Source organism: Halorubrum californiense DSM 19288 (genome assembly GCF_000336875.1).
Lineage (GTDB): Archaea > Halobacteriota > Halobacteria > Halobacteriales > Haloferacaceae > Halorubrum > Halorubrum californiense.
On sequence record NZ_AOJK01000014.1, the window covers coordinates 1 to 20,074 of the forward strand.

A 20,074-nucleotide genomic window follows, 5' to 3' on the forward strand; every position below is an offset into this window, starting at 1 on the left:
CCTCTTGACTCAGAAAAAATCTCCATCGGCTTGACCTCCATTGTGATATCCGACCCTTACAAGAGATTATATATCTGCCGGTCGTACCTTGTCGTTCTAATCAGAGAATATGTGCTTCACCTATACTGACCGATCACTCCTTCCAGTAGATCGGACTCAGTTTGTACCCCATTCGCGCTCTGTATTCAGCAACATACTGAGAACATATCACCAGTTGAGGATCTCAACAGAGCCGACGGTCTCTCGTTCTCTCGTCGAGCTATCGTCCTCCCGACCTACTCTTCGAACCCGTCCTCCCACCGGAACGTCCCGTTCCGCTGGACGACCTCGCCGTCGACTTCCATCCGCGAGTCGGCGCTCACGTCGGTGATCATGTCGACGTGGACCGCGCTGTCGTTGCCGGACTCGCCCTCGGGCAGGCAGGCGTCGTAGGCACGGCCGACCGCGAGGTGGACGGTGTCGCCCATCTTCTCGTCGAAGAGGATCGAGTCAGTGAACCGGTCGATGCCGCGGTTCATCCCGATGCCGAGTTCCCCCAGCCGCCGGGCGCCCTCGTCGGTGTCGAGGATGTCCGCGAGCGCGTCCTCGCCCGCCTCGGCCGAGAAGTCGACGACCTCGCCGCCCTCGAAGATCAGGTGAACGTTCCGGACGCGCGTCGCGTCGATGGTCATCGGCACGTCGAAGAAGGCCTCGCCCTCCGTGTCGTACGGCGCGGTGAACACCTCGCCCGACGGGAGGTTGTGGGAGTCGTACGCGACGGAGGCCGCGGAGTTCACCGCGGTGCGGCCGGCGATCGACATCGTCACGTCGGTGTCGGGCGCGCCGTCGCGCTCGGTGACGATCCGGACCGCTTTGCCGTCGTCGAGGACGCCTTTCATCCGTGCCATCTCCTCGGCGAGCGCCTCCCAGTCGCGGAGGACCGCGTCGTAGACGAACTCCTGATACTCCTCGTAGGCCATCCCGGCCTGCTGGGCGAGGCTCCGCGTCGGGTGGACCGTCGACACCCAGTCGGTGTCCATCCGCGCCTCGCGGACGCCCTGCCGCGCCTTCGCGTGCGCCTGCCGCGTCGGGCGGTCGACGTCGGCGCTCGCGGTGGTGTTGCGCCCGCCGCCGATCCGGAGGTAGGCGTCGGCGGCCTCGAACATCGCGCGGTCGACCGCGGGGTCGGCGTCGAAGTCGTCCGCGTCGACGTCGCCGTCGACCTCGGCCTCGACGCCTTTTAAATAGGCGCGGGAGAGTTCCGCGGAGCCGTACAGCGTCGTCACGTTCGCGCCCCGCTCACCGAGCGCCTCGGCGACCGCGACCCCCAGTTCGTGGGCGTCTTCCGCGACGCTGACGACCACGTCGTCGCCGGCCTCGACCCGCGCGCTCCAGTCGACGAGCACCTCGGCGTGTTCGCGTACGCGTTCGTCCATTACGCGATGTGTGGCGGGGGAGCGATAAATCGGTGCCGGGACGCTTACTAGCAATCCATCGTCGAGGGCACGACAACCCTCGCCGACGCATCGGCTGCTTGTTTCGTCGACCCTGCGAATACCATCATCAAAGCCCCAGTCGCTCGGCCGTACGTGATTGTTCCCGCCGCTACCTGCTTCAAAGCCCCAGTCGCGAGGGCGGCGCACGCTCGCTGCGCGCCTCGGTCGCTCGCACTGCTCGCTCCCTGCGGTGCTTGCGTCGCCTGCGCCGCCCTCGCGACTGCCCCTTTGAGTCCCACCCGACCGCAGCCTCACACCTCCCCAGCCTCGTCGGTGGTTCTCCGCTTCGCTCCGAACCACCGACTCCCTCGCGCGTGCGACTCGCAGCCTGCCGGCTGCTCGCCGGCACGCGCCACCGCGGTTCCGCTTCTAAAAGAGCGTCCGACAGATCGCAGTCGAGCGATCTACTCCAAGTCGAGCAGCGCCGCGATCTCGTCGAGGTAGTCGTCGTAGACGCCGACCGCGGACTCGATCGGGTCGGGCGAGGCCATGTCGATGCCGGCGAGTTCGACGACGTCGAGCGGGTACTCCGAGCCGCCCGCCTTCAGCATCTCGCGGTAGTCGGCGGCGGCCTCGTCGCCCTCGTCGAGGACGCGCTCGACGATGGCGGCCGCGGCGGAGATGCCGGTCGCGTACTGGTACACGTAGAAGTCGTAGTAGAAGTGCGGGATGCGCTGCCACTCGCGCTCGATGCCGCCCGTGAGCTCGGCGGGCGCGTAGTAGTCGCCCTTCAGGTCGCCGTAGATCTCGTCGAACGCGTCGGGGGTGAGCGCGTCGCCGGCCTCCACGCGCTCGTGGATCGCCTGTTCGAACGTCGCGAACATCGTCTGGCGGAAGAGGGTGGAACGGAAGCGTTCGAGGTACTCGTCGAGGACGTGGGTGCGGAGCTCGTCGTCCTCGACGGTGTCGAGCAGGTGGTGGGTGAGCAGGGTCTCGTTGACCGTCGAGGCGATCTCCGCGACGAAGATCTCGTAGCTCGCGTCGTGCCACGGCTGCGCGTCGCCCGCCAGCTCCGAGTGCATCGAGTGGCCGAGCTCGTGGGCCAGCGTGAACATCGAGGCGATGTCGTCCTGGTAGTTCATCATGATGTACGGTTGGGTGTCGTACGTGCCCGAGGAGAACGCGCCCGAGCGCTTCCCGCGGTTCTCGTACACGTCGACCCAGCGCGAGTCGAGCCCCTCGGCCAGCCGCTCCTGATACGCGTCGCCCAGCGGCGCGACCGCCTCGATCACCCACTCGCGGGCCTGCTCGTACTCCACGTCGGGGCCCTGGTCGCCCGTCAGCGACATGTAGAGGTCGTGGCTCTGTAGCTGGTCGACGCCGAGCGCTTCCTCCTTCAGCTCGGCGTGGCGGTGGAGCACGTCGAGGTTGTCGTCGACCGTGTCGACGAGCGTGTCGTACACCTCGACGGGGACGTTCGAGCCGTCGAGCGCGGCGGCGCGCGCGGAGTCGTAGTCCCGGATCTCGGCGCTCGTGACGTGCTCGCGGACGGCCTTCTCCAGCGACGTGCCGACCGTGTTGCGCACGTCGGCCCACTCGTCGTAGAAGGTCTCGTGGACGCGCTCGCGGAACTCGCGGTCCGGGTTCGTCTGGAGCTTCGTGAAGTTCGCCTGCGTGATCTCGACCTCCTCGCCGTCGGGGTCCTCGACGACGCCGTAGCTCATGTCGGCGTTCGTCAGCATCGAGTAGATCTCGCTCGGCGCGTCGGTGACCTCGGAGAGGTCCGCGAGCACCTCCTCGACCTCGCTCGACCGCGTGTGCGGCTTCTTCCGCAACACGTCGTCGAGGTAGTGCTCGTACTCGGCGAGGGCGGGCTCGTCGTCGACGAAGTCGGCGACGTCCCCCTCGGTCAGCGTCTGTAGCTCCGGTTCGAGGTAGGAGATCGCGCTCGACGCCTCGGAGCCCAGCGACGACGCCTTCGCGGACATCGCTTGGTACTCTTGGTTCCGCGTGTCCTCGGCGCTGCGGAGTCGGGCGTACGTCATCACCTGCTGGAGCTCGCGGAAGATCTCCTCGCGCAGTTCGAGCAGTTCGAGGAGGGTGGCGGCGTCCTCGGTCGCGCGCCCCTCGTAGGCGGTCAGCTCGTCGATCCGGTCGGAAACCGTTTCGTAGGCCGACTCCCACGCCCCGTCGTCGGCGTAGATGCCGTCGAGGTCCCACTTGTACTCGGTGTCGATCTCGGACCGCTCGGGAACCGAACTCATACGGTTTCGGTCGGCCTCCCCGACACTAAGCCTTGGCAAACCCCGCGCGGCGAGCCGATAGGCGTGCGGTGCGTTACCTCGACTTACCGTCGTCGTCGCCGCTCGACCCCGTTCCGCCGCCGGCCCCGTTCCCGTCGGCCCACGCCGCGAGGTCGACGACGAGCACGAGCGCGTCCTCGCCGTCGCGGTAGTAGCCGCCGACCCGCCGGATCGGTTCGAACCCCTCGTCGGCGTACAGCGACCGCGCGGGGTCGTTCCCCTCGCGCACCTCCAGTCGGACGACGGCCACGCCGGTCGCGCGCAGTCGGGCCAGCGCCGAGCGGAGCAGGGTCCGGCCGATCCCCTCGCCGCGGGCGTCGGGGTGGACGGCCAGGTCCTTGACGTGGCCGATGTCGCGGCCGTGGTTCGGCGTCCGGTCGGCGACGACGAACCCGACGACCGCGCCCGCGCGTTCGGCGACGAGGAACGCCGGCTCGTCCAGCAGGCGCTCGAAGGCGTCGTACGGCCACGGGTCCGAGAAGCAGGCGCGCTCGATCCGGACCACCGCGAGGAGGTCGGCGCGGTCGGCCCGTCGGATCGTGACGTCGGCGACGCTCACGGGTCGGCTTGCGGGCCACGGGGAATAAACGCGCCGGGTCGGCGGGTCGACAGCGGCCGCACCGGGTCGGTGGGGCGACGACGCCGACGAACCGCCTCCCTCACCCGTCTATCCAAGGCTCGTCGGGGTCGGCGGCGGACGGGCCGGGGGCGCACACCTCGAAGCAGGCGCCCTCGGGCGGCCGGAGCCGCCGCCCGTCGGCGAGGCTGATGGGACCGTCCGCGGGCCCTCGCAGCTCCACCCGCCACCCGTGTGACTCGACGACCCCGCGGACGATGTCGAGCCCGTACCCCGTTCCGTCCGCTCGGGTGGTGAACCCCGACTCGAACACCGACTCCCGGTCGTCGGGGTCTATCCCCGTCCCGTCGTCCGCGACGAGGAACCCCTCGTCCGTGGCGGTGACGAGGACGGTGAGGTCGTCGGCCGCGTCGCAGGGCTCTTCGCTGTCCGTTTCGGAGGCGGCCGGCGTCGCGTGTTCCGTCGCGTTGCGAAACAGGTTCGCGAGGGCCTGTCGCATCCGTCCCCGGTCGCCGTACACCTGTGCGTCGCCGGTGACGACCAGCTCCGCGTCGGCGTCACCCTCGGCGGCGGTCTCCCAGGCGTCGCGGGCGACGCTCGCGAGCGCGAACTCCGCGGGCTCGTCCATCCCGGTCCCCTGTCGCGCGAGGGTGAGCAGCTCCGAGACGAGCTGGTCGATCCGGTCGACCGCGCGCTCGCCGCGTTCGAGTGGATCCGTCTCCTCGCGCAGCCGCGCCATCTCGATGGAGCCGCGGATCACGGACAGCGGGTTCCGCAGGTCGTGCGAGACGATGCTCGCGAAGCGGTCGAGCCGCTCGTTGCGGTCGGTGAGCCGCCGCTCACGGGCCTTCCGCGCGCTGACGTCGCGGGAGTTGATGAGCAGTTCGCCGACGGGGCTCTCGGCCGGCAGCGACCGCGTGTGCGACTCCAGCCAGACCCAGTCGCCGTCGGCGGTGCGGTAGCGATACTCCAGCGTGGGCGTCGCGTCGGGCTCGTTGAGCGCGCGGTAGAACCGCTCGGTCATGCGTTCGCGGTCGTCCGGATGGACGTACCCGAGCGGCGAGCGCCCGACTGTCGACCCCTGTTCGTAGCCGAGCACCTCCGCGACGGAGGGGCTCTCGTAGACGACGAGGCCGTCGCCGCCGACGACGGTGACGAGGTCGCTGCCGTACTCGAGGAAGGCGCGGTAGCGCTCCGGGAAGGTGCGGTCGACGTCGGCCCGTCGGACCGTGACGATCCGGCCGCCGAACTGCGGGGCGAGCTCCTCGTCGACGACGGACTCGACCCACGCGTACCCCCCGCTCGCGCGGCGGATGCGGTGGGTGACCGTCCGGCTCGTCGCGACCGCGGACAGCGCGTCGGCAACCGGTTCGCTGTCGCTCGGGTGGACGCGGTCGAGGAGGTCGCTCTCGACGAGCGCGTCGCGCGCCACGCCGACGACGTCGGGCGCCGACGGCCCGGCGAACAGCACCTCGCCGTCCACGGAGACGGCGAGCAGGAAGCGGTCGGGTTCGACCGGGCGCGACCACCCCTCCACGGGCGTCGCGTCGAGGTCGCCGGACGCTCGGCCGGCGTCGATGGCCGGAGTCGGGGACCGACCGGCGTCGGCGTGCCCCTCCGATCGAGGCGCGCGCTCCGCGTCGGCGGTCGCGGGGTCGGCCGCGGCTCGGCCGTCGGTCTCGGGAGGGTCGCCCTCGTCGACGCTGCCGCCCGGCGTCGACGTGTCGGATGGCCGGTGGGTCACCGTCGGCTCTACCGACCGTACGGACGCGGGATGATAAAACCGCGCCCCGGCGGAATCACACGTGATAATTCAGGGCGGACGACGGACGGATCCGGGCCCGGCGCGGCCGGCGGGGCCCCGTTTCCATCGCAGTTCGCGAAAAGTCGTCCCGCGAGAGGTTGTCCCCGCGGGCCCGCACCGACGGCGGGACCGACGACTTCGGGGTCGACGCCGACGCCTTCGAGTGGCAGGCCGACCCGCGGTCGCCATCTGACGACGATCCGAGTCAGAAGCGTTAAGCGGTCGCCGCGGATATCCGGTCGTGAGGGCGCGTAGCTCAGCGGACAGAGCACTTGGTTCCGGACCAAGATGCCGCGGGTTCAAATCCCGTCGCGCCCGTCACGTTTTCTGACGGGGCAAATTGACAGGACGGCGGCCGGGTGTATATAAGTCGAACCCCCAGTGACGGTCTTGAGTTCGTCACGCAGCGTGACGGGGGTCGTCGCCTTCGTGCGATTCGTGAAATACATGTGATGGAGCCGTGATAAAGTCCTTTGGGTGGTTGGTGGTTTCGTCGTGCTAGGCCAGTGTAGCTCGAGGTTTCACGATTAATCAGCCGCTCTCGTCGGGGGCCGGAATCGCGACGCTCTTTCGCCCTCTCTTTCTTTGATTTGATAATTAATACTGAAAATATATCTATCCGGTGTCTGATACTCAACTAATGTATCGGTTCTCCCCGGACGAAATCGATCACGAGCGATCCCACCACCAAGCGGTCATTCAGGGAGCCGACGACCTGGACGTCAAGCGCATCGGGAACCTCGGTGAGCTCGCGTTCGAGCAATTCTGTCGCGAGTATCTCCCCGTCGAGATGTGGGAGTGGGAAAACGAAGAGGCGATCCGGCGGTGTAACCCCGAGAGCTTCTCCGGACACGACTTCGAGGTGTTCGGCTACACGGTCGACGTGAAATCCTCACGAGACGTCTCTGCCTTTCTTCCCGAGTCGCTGGTCGAACGGGACCCCGACGACGACATCGTGGTGATGGTCTGGCACCGGGACAACGAGGACAGTCTGATGCTACTCGGGTGGGAGCGCCTCGAGACCCTGAAGTCGAAGGTCGAAACGGAGGCGGCCTTCTCCGGCGACTCCCCGGAGAAACTCGACCATCTCGCGGCTCGACCGATGAACGAGCTGCTTGATCTTGGGCCAAACACCGCCCACATGAATCAGAAGCCGGAGAATCCGTTCTCACCGGGGGATCGAGTGGTGAAAGCCGGCGACTCAGAGCCGTCGGTTGGGATCGTTGTCGAGGTACTGCCCCCGGAGCAGAACACCGGAGCGTTCGGGCACGAAATGGACGGGGAAGCGGTGCGGGTCGCGTTCCCGAGTTCGCTCGATGAAGGACCGGGTACGTGGCGCGACTATCACCCCGCGATCCTCGCGTCGTACTGTGACGACCAAGACATCAAGCTCTGGACGTACAAACACGAGAATCTCGCCTTCGCGGAGAATCCATATGTGATGGGTGACAAGGTAATCAAACCCAGCCACAACGATCCGAACGTAGCCGTCGTGGTCGAAGGCTCCGAAGAGCGCAGCGATAACAACGTGACAGTCGCATTCTTGGGTGACTTCGGGGCAGAGGACATCTCGCCAGGAAAGCTTGCGAAGCATTGTGAGGAGAATGGGGTCAAGTGCTACACGTACGAGTATTCGGAGCTAGATCTCTCAACACAAGACTGATCCAACCACTGTAACGTACTGGTTGCTCTGGCGAGAGGATTTTTATCCAGCCGTGAAAACTTCGATCTTGAATGAAAGTATCGACGGCAAAAGAGGAACTGCTTGATAGGGGGTTACAGATCGATCACGAGCAGTTTGAACAGCTCTGTAAAATGGTGATCGAGCGGGCAGAGCCAACTCGTGAACTCGAGCTAACACCGTTCCGCGGCGATGGTGGTATCGATATTCATGCAGTCATCGATCGAGAACTGTTCCACGCACGGCTCGGCGTACAAGCAAAGCAATACACTACCGGTAACACCGTCGGCGCCCGTACCCTCCGCGGATTTAAAGGTGCACTCTCAGAACAACAGTATCATATCGGAACGGTGATCACAACATCATCGTTCACGTCCGGAGCAGAGACAAGCGCAAACCAAGATTTCATCCGGCTGATCGACGGTGACCGGCTCACGGACATCATGATCGAGAGCAGTATCGGCGTCGTTACAGACGACGAATCATACGAACTGGATCCCACGTTCTGGAGTGCGTTCAAGAAGCCGGAGCGAACCGACTCAATCCCGCCGCTAGAGGTCCCACAAGCGGACAATTTTGACGTAATACGCACTGTCATCCGAGCGGTTGGAACGGGTTCTGATATCAAACCCGATATCGCAGAATACGTTCGGAGACAGACGGATACAGACACGTTCGATCCGCGGCAAGCGGATTATTACGGTATTGCCGCGTGGCTTCTTCAGTTTCTTCACAAAGACCAGGAGATCGAAATCGACAACCATACGATCCGTCATTGGGGACTCACTCGGCTCGGTGAGGAATACCTCACGTACCTCGATCGTGGCAATCGAGAATCCGCGGATAACCTCCTCACACAGCAGATCCGTGATGTCGAGATCATCTCCCGTGTATACACTCAACTAGAAGAAGACGGTACTCTCTCCCGACGTGATATTACGGAGATCCTCGCAGCCGAAACAGATCTCTCGGATTCAACCACTCGTCGACGTGCCCGAACCGTTGGACAGTGGCTTGTCCGCCTCCCTGAAATCACGACGAGCGGTCGAGGATCCGAGCAACAATACGTTCTAGCCTCAACGCCACGTTGAGCGATCTTCGACAGTTCATTCAGTAAAGTCGGAGAGAGTCTTTCGCCGCTGCTCATCTGCCGGAACGTTCGTAATGAGCACTTCCGAGACCTCCCCCCGACTACCGGCATCGCTATTTATCGCGCGAGTGGCGTCTACGTATCTGATCGAGAACACATCGTGGCCTTCGTATAATTCCGTGACCGGGGGCGAATTAGAGAGAATCACGGAAACATCCATTTCCGTGAGTTCTATCACGACATTACGAAGTCGGCGTTGGTCCTCTCGGTCAAATCCACCCGCCTGATATGAATTGAAATCCGCGGTTTTCGACACCGGTTCGTACGGGGGATCAAAGTACACAAGGTCGCCACTAGAAGCCTCATCGACGACGTAGCTGAAATCCGTATTGAACACTGCCGTGTCTTGGAGAACGCGCGATGTCTTTCGAATTCGCTGCTCTTGTATCCAATCTGGATTCGAATATCGTCCGAAAGAGACATTGAATTCGCCATTACTGTTCTCCCGATACAATCCGTTGAAACATGTCCGATTTAAATATAAAAGTAAGCTCGCCTCGCGGACTCGCTCGTCCTGTGTTGGAGTCGACTGTGTAAGGAGAGTATTGAACTCCGAGCGAGCGTTATAGTAGTATTCTTCCGTATGCTCGTGTGTCTTGTTCTCGGCAATAAGGTCGTCCGGTTGGTCTCGAACGATCTCATAAAAAGTAGTTAACTGCGTGTTCAGATCGTTGATCGTTCCATTATCAGGATCCTGATCAAAAAAGACAGCACCACCTCCCACGAACGGTTCGTGATACGCCTCATATGTGGTCGGAAACAGCGCCGTGATTTCTGAGAGAAGCTGGCGCTTCCCACCCGCCCATTTTAAGATCGGCTCCACCATTCAATATAGATCTCCCCGGTATTAGCAAAAAGCTGTCTCGTTAGAGTAGCAGTCTATCTCGGTACTTGATCAACCTTGTTGAGATGGCGCTTGGGAGTTAGTTACCCGCAACACCACCCTGTTCTCGGAGAATCTTTGCAACATCCCCCAGACGCTCCGATTCCTTCGGGAGGTTCTCGAGCGCCGTGTCAAGCTCAACCGCCAGCGAATACTGATTCTCGTCGCCACGACCCCGTCCCTGTCGCTTGTTGAGCACGTTCGTATCGGCGAGATCGTTGAGTCGGTCACGGAATCGCCGATTCGAGAGGGCGTTCACGTCCGCGTACTCACAGAAGGTCTTGTACTGGGTGTAGATCGGCGTCGTCGTCACGGGCGTGTCGCCGTGTATCCCGTGGTACGTAACCGCCATGAGCGCGAGCATTCGTTGATTCGGGAGCGTCTGGATCCCCGACTCGATGGCCTTCGTCTCAAGGAAGTCCCGTGCCTCGCGCACGTGCTCCTCTGTAACGGTTGCCTCACCCCTATCGTCGGCGAACCGGGTCGCACGGAACAGCAGACGGATCGCCTCGCGAGCGTCTCCCGTATCTTGCGCACCTAACGCCGCGGCAAGCGGGATCGTGTCGTCGCTCAGGATCTCGCTTCGGAGATGCTGATAGTCCTCGATATCGTCCTCGAAATGCGTGTCTCGAAGGGCACCGACGGCACGCCGTGCGAGAATGTTACGGAGCTGATCGGCGTCGTACGGCTCGAAGCGGACTTCGTCTTCCCCGAGGCTCGACCGGACGTCGGCGTCAAGGTTCTCGCGGAATTGGAGGTCGTTCGTGATACCGATTAGCGAGAGACGGACTCCGTCCGGATTCGACCGCGGGAGTTCGTAGAGGATGTAGTCGTCGTCGCCGATGGCATCGATCTCGTCGAGGACGACGATGACCGTCCCGCCGACCTGCTCTAGATTCTCGATCACCATGTTGAGGAGCGTCTTCCGCTGGTGTCCGCTCGGGAGTTCCTCACCGGGGCCGAACCGTTTCTCACGGAGTCGCTTTACGAGATGTGTCAGGACGTGGTAGGACCCGTCCATGCCCTTACAGCGAATGTGTACCACGGTGAGGTCCATCTCGGAATCGTCGGCATACTCCTGGAGCTGGTCGGTCTTGAGGCGGATTCCGACGGTCTTCCCCTGCCCGGATTGACCGTATACGATCAGGTTGAGCGGCGTCGAGCCCATCGTCGCCGGACGGAGGGCGGAGTGGATCTGATCGAGTTCGACCTCGCGCTCCGGCAGCGACTCGGGCTGATACGTCTGCTCGTTAGGGTTGAGGACGTCCATATCCTCGAAGATCGTGTCCTCGTCGCCGAACGCCTTCATACGCCCTCGTTTTCAGCTATCACATATAAAACCCCCGTGTCCTACATGTCTTCCTGTCTGAGATACGGGTGTGCGTCCTGAAATTCACAACCAACTCTCTCCCGACTCTATTGTACTTTGGGTGGCAGCGGGGGACGGAGGGGGGGGCGTCCGGCAAACTGCTGAGACGCTCGGCTATCCCTCCAGTGTCCTCACAACGAGCCACGATCCCAGAACCGCTCCGTACACGATACGACACTCGTATTCGTCGGCTTAGGACCGCGCGACCCTGGGAGGGGGGTGCGTCCGGCAACGGACCGCAGCGAACGACGCATCGGGAACAATCGACGCACAACATTTTATCAAAACTCCCGGAGACGAACGTCTATGACCCGAAACGTCTCGCGAATCCGCGAGCACGACCTCCGCTCGGTATGGGAAAACGAGGAGCGAGACTTCACGCAGTGGTTGACGGAGAACATCGACCTGCTCGCGTCGGAGTTGGGGATAGAGATCGAGGACGCACGAGCGGAGGAAGCTGTCGGCGACTTTTCGGCCGATATCGTCGCACGGGAGATGAACACGGGCGAGACCGTGGTCATCGAGAACCAATACAACCGGACGGACCACGACCACTTAGGGAAACTCCTGACGTACTCGTCCGGAAAGAACGCCGGGTTCACGATGTGGCTCGCCGAGGAGTTCCGGCCGGAGCACCGGAGCGTCCTCGAATGGCTGAACGAAACCGGGCCGAAAGGCGCGAAGTTCTTCGCGATCAGACCCCGCATCGTGAGTATCGGGGGATCCGAGGAGCGCGGTTTCGAGTTCGAAATTGTCGTTGAGCCAAACGAATGGGAACGGGAGGTTAGCAACGAGTCGCTTTCCGACTTAGAACAGAGCTACCGTCAGTTCTTCACTGCGATGGTCGAGGCGTACTCGCAGCGACGTCCGAACTGGTACAAGCTCAAACCCGGTCCTCGGAGCTATCTGACGTTCAGCGCTGGTATTTCTGGAGTTCGATTCGGATGGGCGTTCCATCAGGGACCGGAGTTCTCCGTCGAACTGTACATCTCCACGTCAGATAAGGAACGCAGCGAGGAGATATTCGAGGCGCTGAAACGGGAACAGGCCGATATTGAGTCGAGCTTGGGCGTCGAGTTAGCGTGGGAACGGTTGCCCGAGAAACAAGCCTCTCGGATCAAGCAGCCAGAAGATCTTGACGGAACGATCACTGAGCTGACTGCCGACCAACGAGACTACCTGATCGACTGGGGAGTAGATGCGATGGACGACTTTCAGGAGGAGTTCGAGCCACGTCTTTCCGCTCTCGGCTCCGACTGATCGCTGATCCTACTGGTGTAACGAACTCGCTGTGTAGGTCCCTCCCATCCTAAACGGTTTGTCGGACGCACCCCCCTCCCCCGGGTTCTATCTTGAATCACACTGCTCTGTTGAATCCGCAGAAGGCGTCGGTATCGGGTCACTCTGTACTCGGGTCAGGTGCGCTGCCAAGAGAATTCAGAGATGTACTCTTGGTAGAGGGGGAGAAGATCGAGATAGCTGGGNCGATCCACCTCCTTGACGACAAAAAGTGAGATTATCGTGACTTCAGAGATCGCGAACCCCGTGCCGTCATCGGATTCAACAGAGCAGAATGTCCCTATATATCGTCGAGGTATCCCCTCCGTTGTTCCATCTTCTCTTTCTGCGAGCGCTGGTCGTAGTGCTGGTCGATGATGTCGGGCGTCACGTTCGCCCGGTCGCCAACCACCGTTTCGGGAACGTCACTCTGTAGGTAGTACGTGATTGCGCCACGACGGAACGGATGCGGACTAACACTAGACGGGCACTTCGATGCGCCGCCCGTCTCTAGGGCTTCACAATCGGCAGTATCACGATCGTGCGGACACCCTTCGCCGTACTCACACGGACGAGTCATCTGGTAGCAGTACGTTCGGAGGGTAGACTTCGCAACCCGCCCGTTTCTTGTCGTGAGAAGGGGGTTTCGACCGTAGTCGTCCGTAACTTCAGGCCGTTGTTCACGGATCCAGTCGTCGAGAACGAGACAGACCTCGCCTGAGACGGCGATGATTCGCTCGCCTTCTTGTTTGTTCTTGAGTGGCGTGTCAGTACGAGGTCGATGCCGGAGCCGGAGTGACTGCTCCTCTGGATCGTAGTCCTCAACGTCGAGCGCTCGTACAGAGCCCATCCGAAGCATCGTGTGCCACAGGAGCGTCGCAGTCACGTGGTTGATTGAGGCGTACTCATATCGCTCGAGGTACGCGAGCATCGCTTCGGCGTCGTCAGTTTCGAGCATCACATCGCGACTATTCTCTTGGGATGTGATATCCGGCGAGAGGACTTTCTTATGGAGATTCTGCTCAACAGCGTCGATTGACTCTAGCCACTTCACGAAGACGCGTAGCGTGTCCATCTGGGTCTTCTCGCTCACCTTCGTGAGGTCGCCGACGTTGCGCCGCCAGAGTCGGAACTCCTGAAGTCTTCGCCCGGTCAGCTCGTTCAGGTTCTCTATCTCGCGCTCCTCACACCATCTGAGCAGGAAACTCAGACGAGACTTGTGAGAGACGACAGTCGCGTCCGCAACCGAGGTCTCTTTCTCCGCGATATACAGCTTGAGCGCCGTTTCGGGGTCGATTGGTTCGAGTTCCATGGTTCGATCGGTCTCGAACCACACGAGGGCGCGGCCTTCGACACCCGTTCAGCGAATTACCAACTTTCTCATGCTGCGACCGCTATCCCGTCGCGCCTGTATGGTTCTAATCGCATGACTGCGTCGGGGTAAACACTATAATACTGCGAGGCGCGTGCTTTCGTTCGATAGGTGATCGTCCTGTGGTCCATCGGTGGGGTTCGCGTACATCCAAACTGGTGTAGGTTGAGAAAATCAATCGCCGATTGAAATCTCTAAACGAGTTTGGACACGACCTGTGTTTGATTATTTAGTGTATCATTAGTTAACGAGAATCAACTTATGACTGGCAACAAACGGAAATTTGCCCTCAGAGTGGATGCCGAACAAGCCAGTATTTTTAGAGCAAACACTCCGAGACAGGCCGCATTAAAAGCTGCTCGGCGACTTGACCCATCAGAGACTGAGGAGGAGGCTATGACAAGCTCGGAGCGAATACGTCTTCGAGAACATGGGACTATCAAGATCCATGTGTATGAGGCGTGGACTTGGCAGGAGAAAAAACTCAACATGACCCTGAGTGGCTCGGAAATCATGTCACGAGAGCTAATGTGGAAAAAATATGCGTCGAGACAGTTACAAAAGCAGAAGAAGAATTTGATTATGACCGTATATCTCTTCTACTTTCTGACCAGCCAATCAAGATAACACAAAGTAAGTGCGATAATTGTGGTAGTTCATTAGAAGACGGATTCAAGATAGCTGTCGGTGTCAAAGATGTACCTGACCCTCCGATCGTTCGACACAGCCGCTACTACTACGAATGTGAGAACTGCGATGAAGAAGTGATTGCTGAAAAGAAAGGTCTTCCTTCAAAAGGGCGATACGGTGCTAATCTTCTTGCCCAAGCTGTTCTCTTCCGGTACGAGTACCGGATTCCGTATCGAAAGATTTCAAATTTATTTGAACAGTTGTACGGCTGTAGCATCAGCGGAGCAGGCGTCCTACGCCTCTGTGAACGGATGGCAACTACCGCTCGTTCCGAATATGAGGATATACAAAAACAGATACAGGCTGCTGATGTGCTCTTTGCTGATGAGACCCCTCACTTAGTCGATGGGTCGAAAAGTTGGTTGTGGGTATTCACAACCGGTAATAGAACTTTCTATGCATTCAGAGACAGTCGTGGGAGCGAAGTTTTGGAAGAAGTTCTTGGGGACGCTTTCAGTGGCGTGATCGTCTGTGACGGTCACCGCTCATATCCTGCATATCACTCGTGGTTGCAAAGATGCTGGACTCACCTACTGCGTGGGACTGATGATCTGTCTGATGATGACACAGAGGCATGGTCAATATATAATCGTCTCTTTGAGATTTTCGAGGGCCTGAAGTCTTTTTTACGAACAGATCCCACACCAGTTCAGCGTATTGTCGTTCAAACTAATGCACGTGAAGAACTGGAAAGACTAGCGAGGACTGAAGTTCAATCAGGGGACGCCGATGACGTTCTGACGATGCTTGAGAATGGTATCGGACACTGGCTGACGTTCGTTGTTCACCCGGATGTCGAACCCACGAATAATAGAGCGGAGGCTATATTGCGTGAACCAATAGCGATGCGAAGGATAATCCGAACACTCCAAAATCAAAAGGGAATGAGATTACACGAGACTTTCTTTACTCTTTTGAAAACTTGGAAACATCAAGGTAATAACCCCTACACGGAACTCCAACGACTAGCTCGTAATGTGTGACTGGTTAGATATTCAATTAATTTAGTCGTCCTCTTCCGAATTCGGATTTGTCTTTTTGAAGAAGATATTGGGATCAGGTCTCTATAGAATTGGTTCAGTAGCGGTGTCGATAGAATACTTCGTTACCATTTGTAATAGACAGATCAGCAGATTTCTGGTAGTATTCGGCGCGTTCGTCGCGGGCAGTCGCTATTCGCCGACGCTGTTGAGCGCGCTGTTCAGCTTGAAGAGCTCGCGGACGACATCGCTGTCCGCGACCCGGTACCGACGTGGTGACGTGTCCGGAACTTCCTCGATGAGTTCAACCTCAAGAAGGAGGTCGGTGTAGTTTCCGACGGTCTGGCGCGTTACGCCGGTATGTTCCGCGAGCTCGGTCTTGTTGAACTCGCGGTTCGGTGGGAGATCGAGCAACGCGTCTACAAGAATCGGGATCGCATCGTGCTGCGTGAGGTACAGCCACCCGCTCGGGGGCTCCTTCCGGAGCTCCTTCTTTGCCCCGCGGTCGTCCGCGTGTTCCATACTGCTCATACAGAGAAACATCATCTGAGTGTGTATAAGTGTTTCCGCTACTGTTAACGGTCATTAACAGAATTTATATACAAGTGGATTCATCCCGGCGATATGGAGAAGCCGTCGGTGAAGTGTGCCCTCTTGGCTACGATGATAGCGAAGCACAAGTGGGGAACACCGATCAGCGAGGATGCTCTTCTCAACCTCTCAGCGATTGACGGCGACTACCCGTCTGCGCGTGATGTCTACGCAGACCTTCGACGTGAACCTTACATCACCCACCGCGGAAACCGCGGGATCGAACTCAACAAGAGTCGCTTCAACGAACTCGCGGATGTCCTCTACCACGAGTGCGGCTGGGAAGCCTGGGAGATCGATAGTCGCCTGAAACACTACGAGGGTATCGACGAGCACGATTGGAAGTGAGCTCCCGATCCTGAACGATTAGTTCTCACCGTGGCGGGGAGTTCCGTTACGATATCTCTGTCAAGAACACCCGTTTTGGGACAGGTGATTTCGGCCGCCTCACGCCTGAAAGGTCGAGTCGTTCGACGGTCGAAGTAGCGCCCGTCGCGCCCGTAGTGTTCTAATCGCATGACTGCGCCGGGGTGGTGATTGCTTTCAGAGGGAAGTCGTTACGTCCTTGAACGAAAGCGAGATCAACGTACTGACTTTTCCGGTCCACAACGGAACCATACATAGAGATGTCATCGACTGGAACTCTACCAAAACAGAACTAGAATAGGCCCGAGGCCAATCGGATATAGTGGTTATAATATCTGAAATTCTACCTTTCGTCTCAAATAACGAAACTGATTTATAAAATGATTGCGTTATTTGAGACAGCATGATGTCAAAAAGTCATTTTCAGGTACTCTCTCATCTTATAGACGGGGGTGATCCGGAACTGAGTGTCAGTACGCTCGCTGACCAACTCGGCTGGAGCACTAGTCACACCTCACGTATCATCACCGAATTAGAGGCCTACGGTTGCGTCAAAACCAACCAAAGCGGTCGAGAAAAGCTGGTTTCCCTAACGGACATCGAGCCGATAGAGCAACTTGAGGGACTCCTCACAGAACATCGTCATATGGACCTACCAGCCCTCATAGCCGGCTCTGGATTGGAAATTCTCTACTATCTCGATCGGGGGCGGACTGCGACCGAATTAGCCGAGCGAAGTGGGGTGAGTCGGGCAACAGTCTACCGCAGGTTAGACGATCTTCAGCTTGTTGGTGTCATCGGGAAATCGAGGTCTCGGTATCGCCTCAACGAGCCATTTACCGTATTGGTCTCAATCGCACGAGGATTGTTTCATCAGAAACATCGCCGTGAAGCAGGAGAACACGCGGCTGGACTCAATTTTCTCTGGGAAACGCACAACGAGTATCTCTTCGCGTGCGACAGCGACATCAGCGCTGAAGAGTTTTATCAGACCGGACCGGCGCTGTTCGGTGAGTTCGGCGTTCCTCTGCTCACTCGTGACCGTCGACACTACTTCCAAACCGATCGAGTCACCGATATCGACCCTGTTGAGTTAGTTTGCCATACACTCTTGATCGATGACGACTCTCGGTACCGAACGTACTGTCTGTTACTGATACAGAAACAGGATCTCGATCGAACGGCATTACGAGAGCGCGCTCAACACTATCAGCCTGAGGCGGCGATCGATCTATCTGGTATCGTCGACGATCTCATTGAATACTTGGAGACAAACGGAGAAACGACGTCTGAACCCCTCCCCAAATGGGAAGAGTTCAAACAAACAGCGCAGGAGTATGAGGTCACTCTATGAGTTCTCGTGAGCGATTTGGCCGTGACTATATCGAGGCCGAACTTCGGAAGATTGCGGATCAGCTTCAAACGGAGGTCGAGGCGTATCTTATCGGTGGTGGGGCGATGGCACTTCNTCTCGTGAGCGATTTGGCCGTGACTATATCGAGGCCGAACTTCGGAAGATTGCGGATCAGCTTCAAACGGAGGTCGAGGCGTATCTTATCGGTGGTGGGGCGATGGCACTTCACCAGCCGTCTCTCAAGGACACGACCAAGGACATCGATCTCGTTGTTGTGGATGAGACGGCTCTCAGCCGCCTGATGGGCGTGCTTGACGAGCTCGGCTACGAGGAAGTTACCGATCTCGGTGATGAGTACGACCAGTTGGGCGCACGCCACTGCGTACGGAACGATGCGGGGTGCCAGTTCGATGTTTTCTACCGCCAGATAGCCAATAAGCTGTTCTTCAGCGACGGGATGCAGGTACGGAGCCAACGGTTTCTCTCTTCAGAATATTTCTCGATCGGCCTCGTCTCGTTTGAGGATATCTTCCTTTTCAAAGCCGTCGCAGAGCGCCCGGATGACATCGGTGACATGGCTACGCTCGTCCAAACAGGTCTCGACTTCGATGTCATCGAAAACGAACTCGAACGTCAGGTAGAGCTCTTGGGTGGGGAGTTCTTCGTTACGGTTGTCTCTGCGTCCTTGGAGCGACTCGACGAGACCGAAGGTATCCAAACGCCACTCGATACTGTTGTTCGCGAGTACTATCAGCGATATATGGAAGGATACGAGCTCCGAGTACAACTGGACGAGGAAGAGCCAAAATCCGTGGGCGAACTAGCCGCTGAGTTGAGCGTTTCAGACGAAGATATCGGACGTCGATACGAGTATCTTAATCAGTACGGATTCGCTGAGCGGACTTCTGATGGAATTCGGGATACTGGCAAGCACGATGAATTCACGCGATCGTAATGGTTCGACTCCGTTTGTCAAACCCTCGTAGGTCGGATCGCCATGTCGAAATTATATGATAATAATCGACACCAGAAATCAGATATTGTCGAGATATCTCCGACGTTGCTCCATCTTTTCGTGCTGACTTCGCCGATCGTAGTGTTCGTCGAGAACCCCTCCTGTCACGTTTGCGCGGTCACTGACAACCTCTTTCGGAACATCGCTGTTTAAGTGGTGAGTGATCCCACCACGTCGAAGCGCATGCGGGCTCACGCTTGAGGGACAGTCGAATGCGGCAGTATACTTCATCGCGTCACAGTCGTCTGGGTCGCGGTCGTGTGGACATTCTCCAGTGGAAACGCAAGGCCTTGTGTATCTGTAACAGTCTCCCCTGAGCGTCGATCGGTGTGCTCGCCCGTCTGATGTGGAAATAAGTGGCTGTCTGCCGACCTCATCATCTACATCCGGCCGTCGGTTTGCGATCCAATCATCGAGCAGCTGGCACACCTCGTTCGATAACGCGATCAGTCGTTCCCCACCTGTTCCATTCTTGATCGTCGTCTCGGCCTCTGGTCGGTGAACGACAGCGATGTACTGTCCATCTGGATCGTAGTCGTCGACGTCAAGCGAGTGGACCGCACCGGTCCGCATCATCGTGTGCCACATCAGTGTAACCACAACGTGAGGCCGTGAGACGTACTCGTACTTCGAGAGATAGCCCAGAACTTCCTCGGCACGTTCGGAGTCAAGCATCACGTCGCGGACGTTCTGCCCGTCTCGCAACACGGGCGACCGCACCTTCGTGTGGAGGTCGTCGACGACGGCGTCAACGCTCTCCAGCCATTTCACGAAGACGCGGAGAGTGTCCATCTGTGTCTTCTCGGTAGCGGGTGCGAGATCACCGTCACGGCGTCGCCACAGGCGGTACTCGTGAAGTGTCCGTCCGCTCAACTTATTTAGGTTGTCTATGTCTTCTTCGTCACACCAGCGAACGAAGTGACCGAGGCGAGAGCTGTGCGAGTACAGCGTTGCCTTGGCCACCTCGGCTTCGCGGTCAGCGAGATACAGTTCTACGGCTGTTTCCGGGTCGATTGGTTCGAGGCTCATCGCTCTTTGTGACGCAAAACGCAGTCACGACCCCGATCTGATGTCCCTGATTTCGGGCAGTACAGCCCCGAAAAGACGATTCGTTCCCAACGTGAACGCGCGCCCGTCGCGCCCGTAGTCTTCTAATCGCATGACTGCGGCGGGGTGGTGGCTTCTTTCAGAAGGAGAGCGTTACGATTTTGAACGAAAGCGAGATTCATGTGTCGAATTTTTCCGG

16 protein-coding genes, 1 tRNA gene and 1 pseudogene are annotated in these 20,074 nt (G+C 59.1%); 9 read left to right on the top strand and 9 right to left on the bottom strand.

Features of this window, described 5'->3' with window-relative positions; all coding sequences use genetic code 11:
- Window positions 1–275: 275 nt before the first annotated feature.
- The 4 genes from C463_RS02480 to C463_RS02495 all read right to left on the bottom strand — a co-directional run bounded on the left by C463_RS02480 (window position 276) and on the right by C463_RS02495 (window position 6,039).
- Window positions 276–1,415 (bottom strand): aminopeptidase, encoded by a 1,140-nt coding sequence (locus C463_RS02480; RefSeq protein ID WP_008440800.1) that lies wholly within the window; start codon window positions 1,413–1,415, stop codon window positions 276–278.
- Between the two features lie 464 nt (window positions 1,416–1,879).
- The gene (gene pepF, locus C463_RS02485; RefSeq protein ID WP_008440802.1) at window positions 1,880–3,679 is read right to left on the bottom strand and encodes an oligoendopeptidase F; all 1,800 of its coding nucleotides are present in this window, start codon (window positions 3,677–3,679) and stop codon (window positions 1,880–1,882) included.
- A gap of 73 nt (window positions 3,680–3,752) precedes the next feature.
- Window positions 3,753–4,277 (bottom strand): ribosomal protein S18-alanine N-acetyltransferase, encoded by a 525-nt coding sequence (gene rimI, locus C463_RS02490; RefSeq protein ID WP_008440804.1) that lies wholly within the window; start codon window positions 4,275–4,277, stop codon window positions 3,753–3,755.
- Between the two features lie 100 nt (window positions 4,278–4,377).
- Window positions 4,378–6,039, bottom strand: a complete 1,662-nt coding sequence (locus C463_RS02495; protein WP_008440806.1) for a PAS domain-containing protein — start codon at window positions 6,037–6,039, stop codon at window positions 4,378–4,380.
- 305 nt (window positions 6,040–6,344) lie between these two features.
- On the opposite strand from C463_RS02495, the gene C463_RS02500 reads away from it, so the two are divergent.
- The 3 genes from C463_RS02500 (at window position 6,345) to C463_RS02510 (ending at window position 8,871) form a co-directional block, all read left to right on the top strand.
- Window positions 6,345–6,417 (top strand) — tRNA-Arg (locus C463_RS02500).
- A 322-nt stretch (window positions 6,418–6,739) separates the two neighbouring features.
- Window positions 6,740–7,762: a hypothetical protein gene (locus tag C463_RS02505; RefSeq protein WP_008440808.1), complete on the top strand. Its 1,023-nt coding sequence runs from the start codon at window positions 6,740–6,742 to the stop codon at window positions 7,760–7,762.
- 71 nt (window positions 7,763–7,833) lie between these two features.
- Window positions 7,834–8,871 (top strand): restriction endonuclease, encoded by a 1,038-nt coding sequence (locus C463_RS02510; protein ID WP_008440809.1) that lies wholly within the window; start codon window positions 7,834–7,836, stop codon window positions 8,869–8,871.
- Window positions 8,872–8,886: 15 nt separating this feature from the next.
- Here C463_RS02510 and C463_RS02515 read toward each other — a convergent pair whose 3' ends face one another.
- A complete protein-coding gene (locus C463_RS02515) occupies window positions 8,887–9,756 on the bottom strand; it encodes a DNA adenine methylase (protein WP_008440811.1) in 870 nt (289 codons plus the stop codon).
- Between the two features lie 97 nt (window positions 9,757–9,853).
- Window positions 9,854–11,122: a Cdc6/Cdc18 family protein gene (locus C463_RS02520; protein ID WP_008440812.1), complete on the bottom strand. Its 1,269-nt coding sequence runs from the start codon at window positions 11,120–11,122 to the stop codon at window positions 9,854–9,856.
- Window positions 11,123–11,488: 366 nt separating this feature from the next.
- Between C463_RS02520 and C463_RS02525 the strand changes: the two genes are divergently transcribed.
- Window positions 11,489–12,442, top strand: a complete 954-nt coding sequence (locus C463_RS02525; protein ID WP_008440813.1) for a DUF4268 domain-containing protein — start codon at window positions 11,489–11,491, stop codon at window positions 12,440–12,442.
- 319 nt (window positions 12,443–12,761) lie between these two features.
- On the opposite strand, the gene C463_RS02530 is transcribed toward C463_RS02525, so the two are convergent.
- Window positions 12,762–13,772, bottom strand: a complete 1,011-nt coding sequence (locus tag C463_RS02530; protein WP_008440814.1) for a tyrosine-type recombinase/integrase — start codon at window positions 13,770–13,772, stop codon at window positions 12,762–12,764.
- 321 nt (window positions 13,773–14,093) lie between these two features.
- On the opposite strand from C463_RS02530, the pseudogene C463_RS19535 reads away from it, so the two are divergent.
- Both C463_RS19535 and tnpC read left to right on the top strand, forming a co-directional pair.
- A pseudogene (locus tag C463_RS19535) lies at window positions 14,094–14,258 on the top strand (non-histone chromosomal MC1 family protein); the annotation flags it as partial.
- 35 nt (window positions 14,259–14,293) lie between these two features.
- Window positions 14,294–15,505 (top strand): IS66 family transposase, encoded by a 1,212-nt coding sequence (gene tnpC, locus C463_RS19365; protein ID WP_239638838.1) that lies wholly within the window; start codon window positions 14,294–14,296, stop codon window positions 15,503–15,505.
- Window positions 15,506–15,694: 189 nt separating this feature from the next.
- On the opposite strand, the gene C463_RS02540 is transcribed toward tnpC, so the two are convergent.
- Window positions 15,695–16,033: a hypothetical protein gene (locus tag C463_RS02540; protein ID WP_193365852.1), complete on the bottom strand. Its 339-nt coding sequence runs from the start codon at window positions 16,031–16,033 to the stop codon at window positions 15,695–15,697.
- A 93-nt stretch (window positions 16,034–16,126) separates the two neighbouring features.
- Here C463_RS02540 and C463_RS02545 point away from each other — a divergent pair, with 93 nt between their 5' ends.
- The 3 genes from C463_RS02545 (at window position 16,127) to C463_RS17380 (ending at window position 18,768) form a co-directional block, all read left to right on the top strand.
- Window positions 16,127–16,441 (top strand): hypothetical protein, encoded by a 315-nt coding sequence (locus C463_RS02545; protein ID WP_008440824.1) that lies wholly within the window; start codon window positions 16,127–16,129, stop codon window positions 16,439–16,441.
- Between the two features lie 421 nt (window positions 16,442–16,862).
- On the top strand, window positions 16,863–17,813 hold the full coding sequence (locus C463_RS02550) for a MarR family transcriptional regulator (protein WP_239638839.1): 951 nt from the start codon (window positions 16,863–16,865) through the stop codon (window positions 17,811–17,813).
- Between the two features lie 163 nt (window positions 17,814–17,976).
- The gene (locus C463_RS17380) at window positions 17,977–18,768 is read left to right on the top strand and encodes a hypothetical protein (RefSeq protein ID WP_321163646.1); all 792 of its coding nucleotides are present in this window, start codon (window positions 17,977–17,979) and stop codon (window positions 18,766–18,768) included.
- Window positions 18,769–18,846: 78 nt separating this feature from the next.
- Here C463_RS17380 and C463_RS02560 read toward each other — a convergent pair whose 3' ends face one another.
- On the bottom strand, window positions 18,847–19,857 hold the full coding sequence (locus C463_RS02560) for a tyrosine-type recombinase/integrase (protein ID WP_008440827.1): 1,011 nt from the start codon (window positions 19,855–19,857) through the stop codon (window positions 18,847–18,849).
- Between the last annotated feature and the right edge of the window lie 217 nt (window positions 19,858–20,074).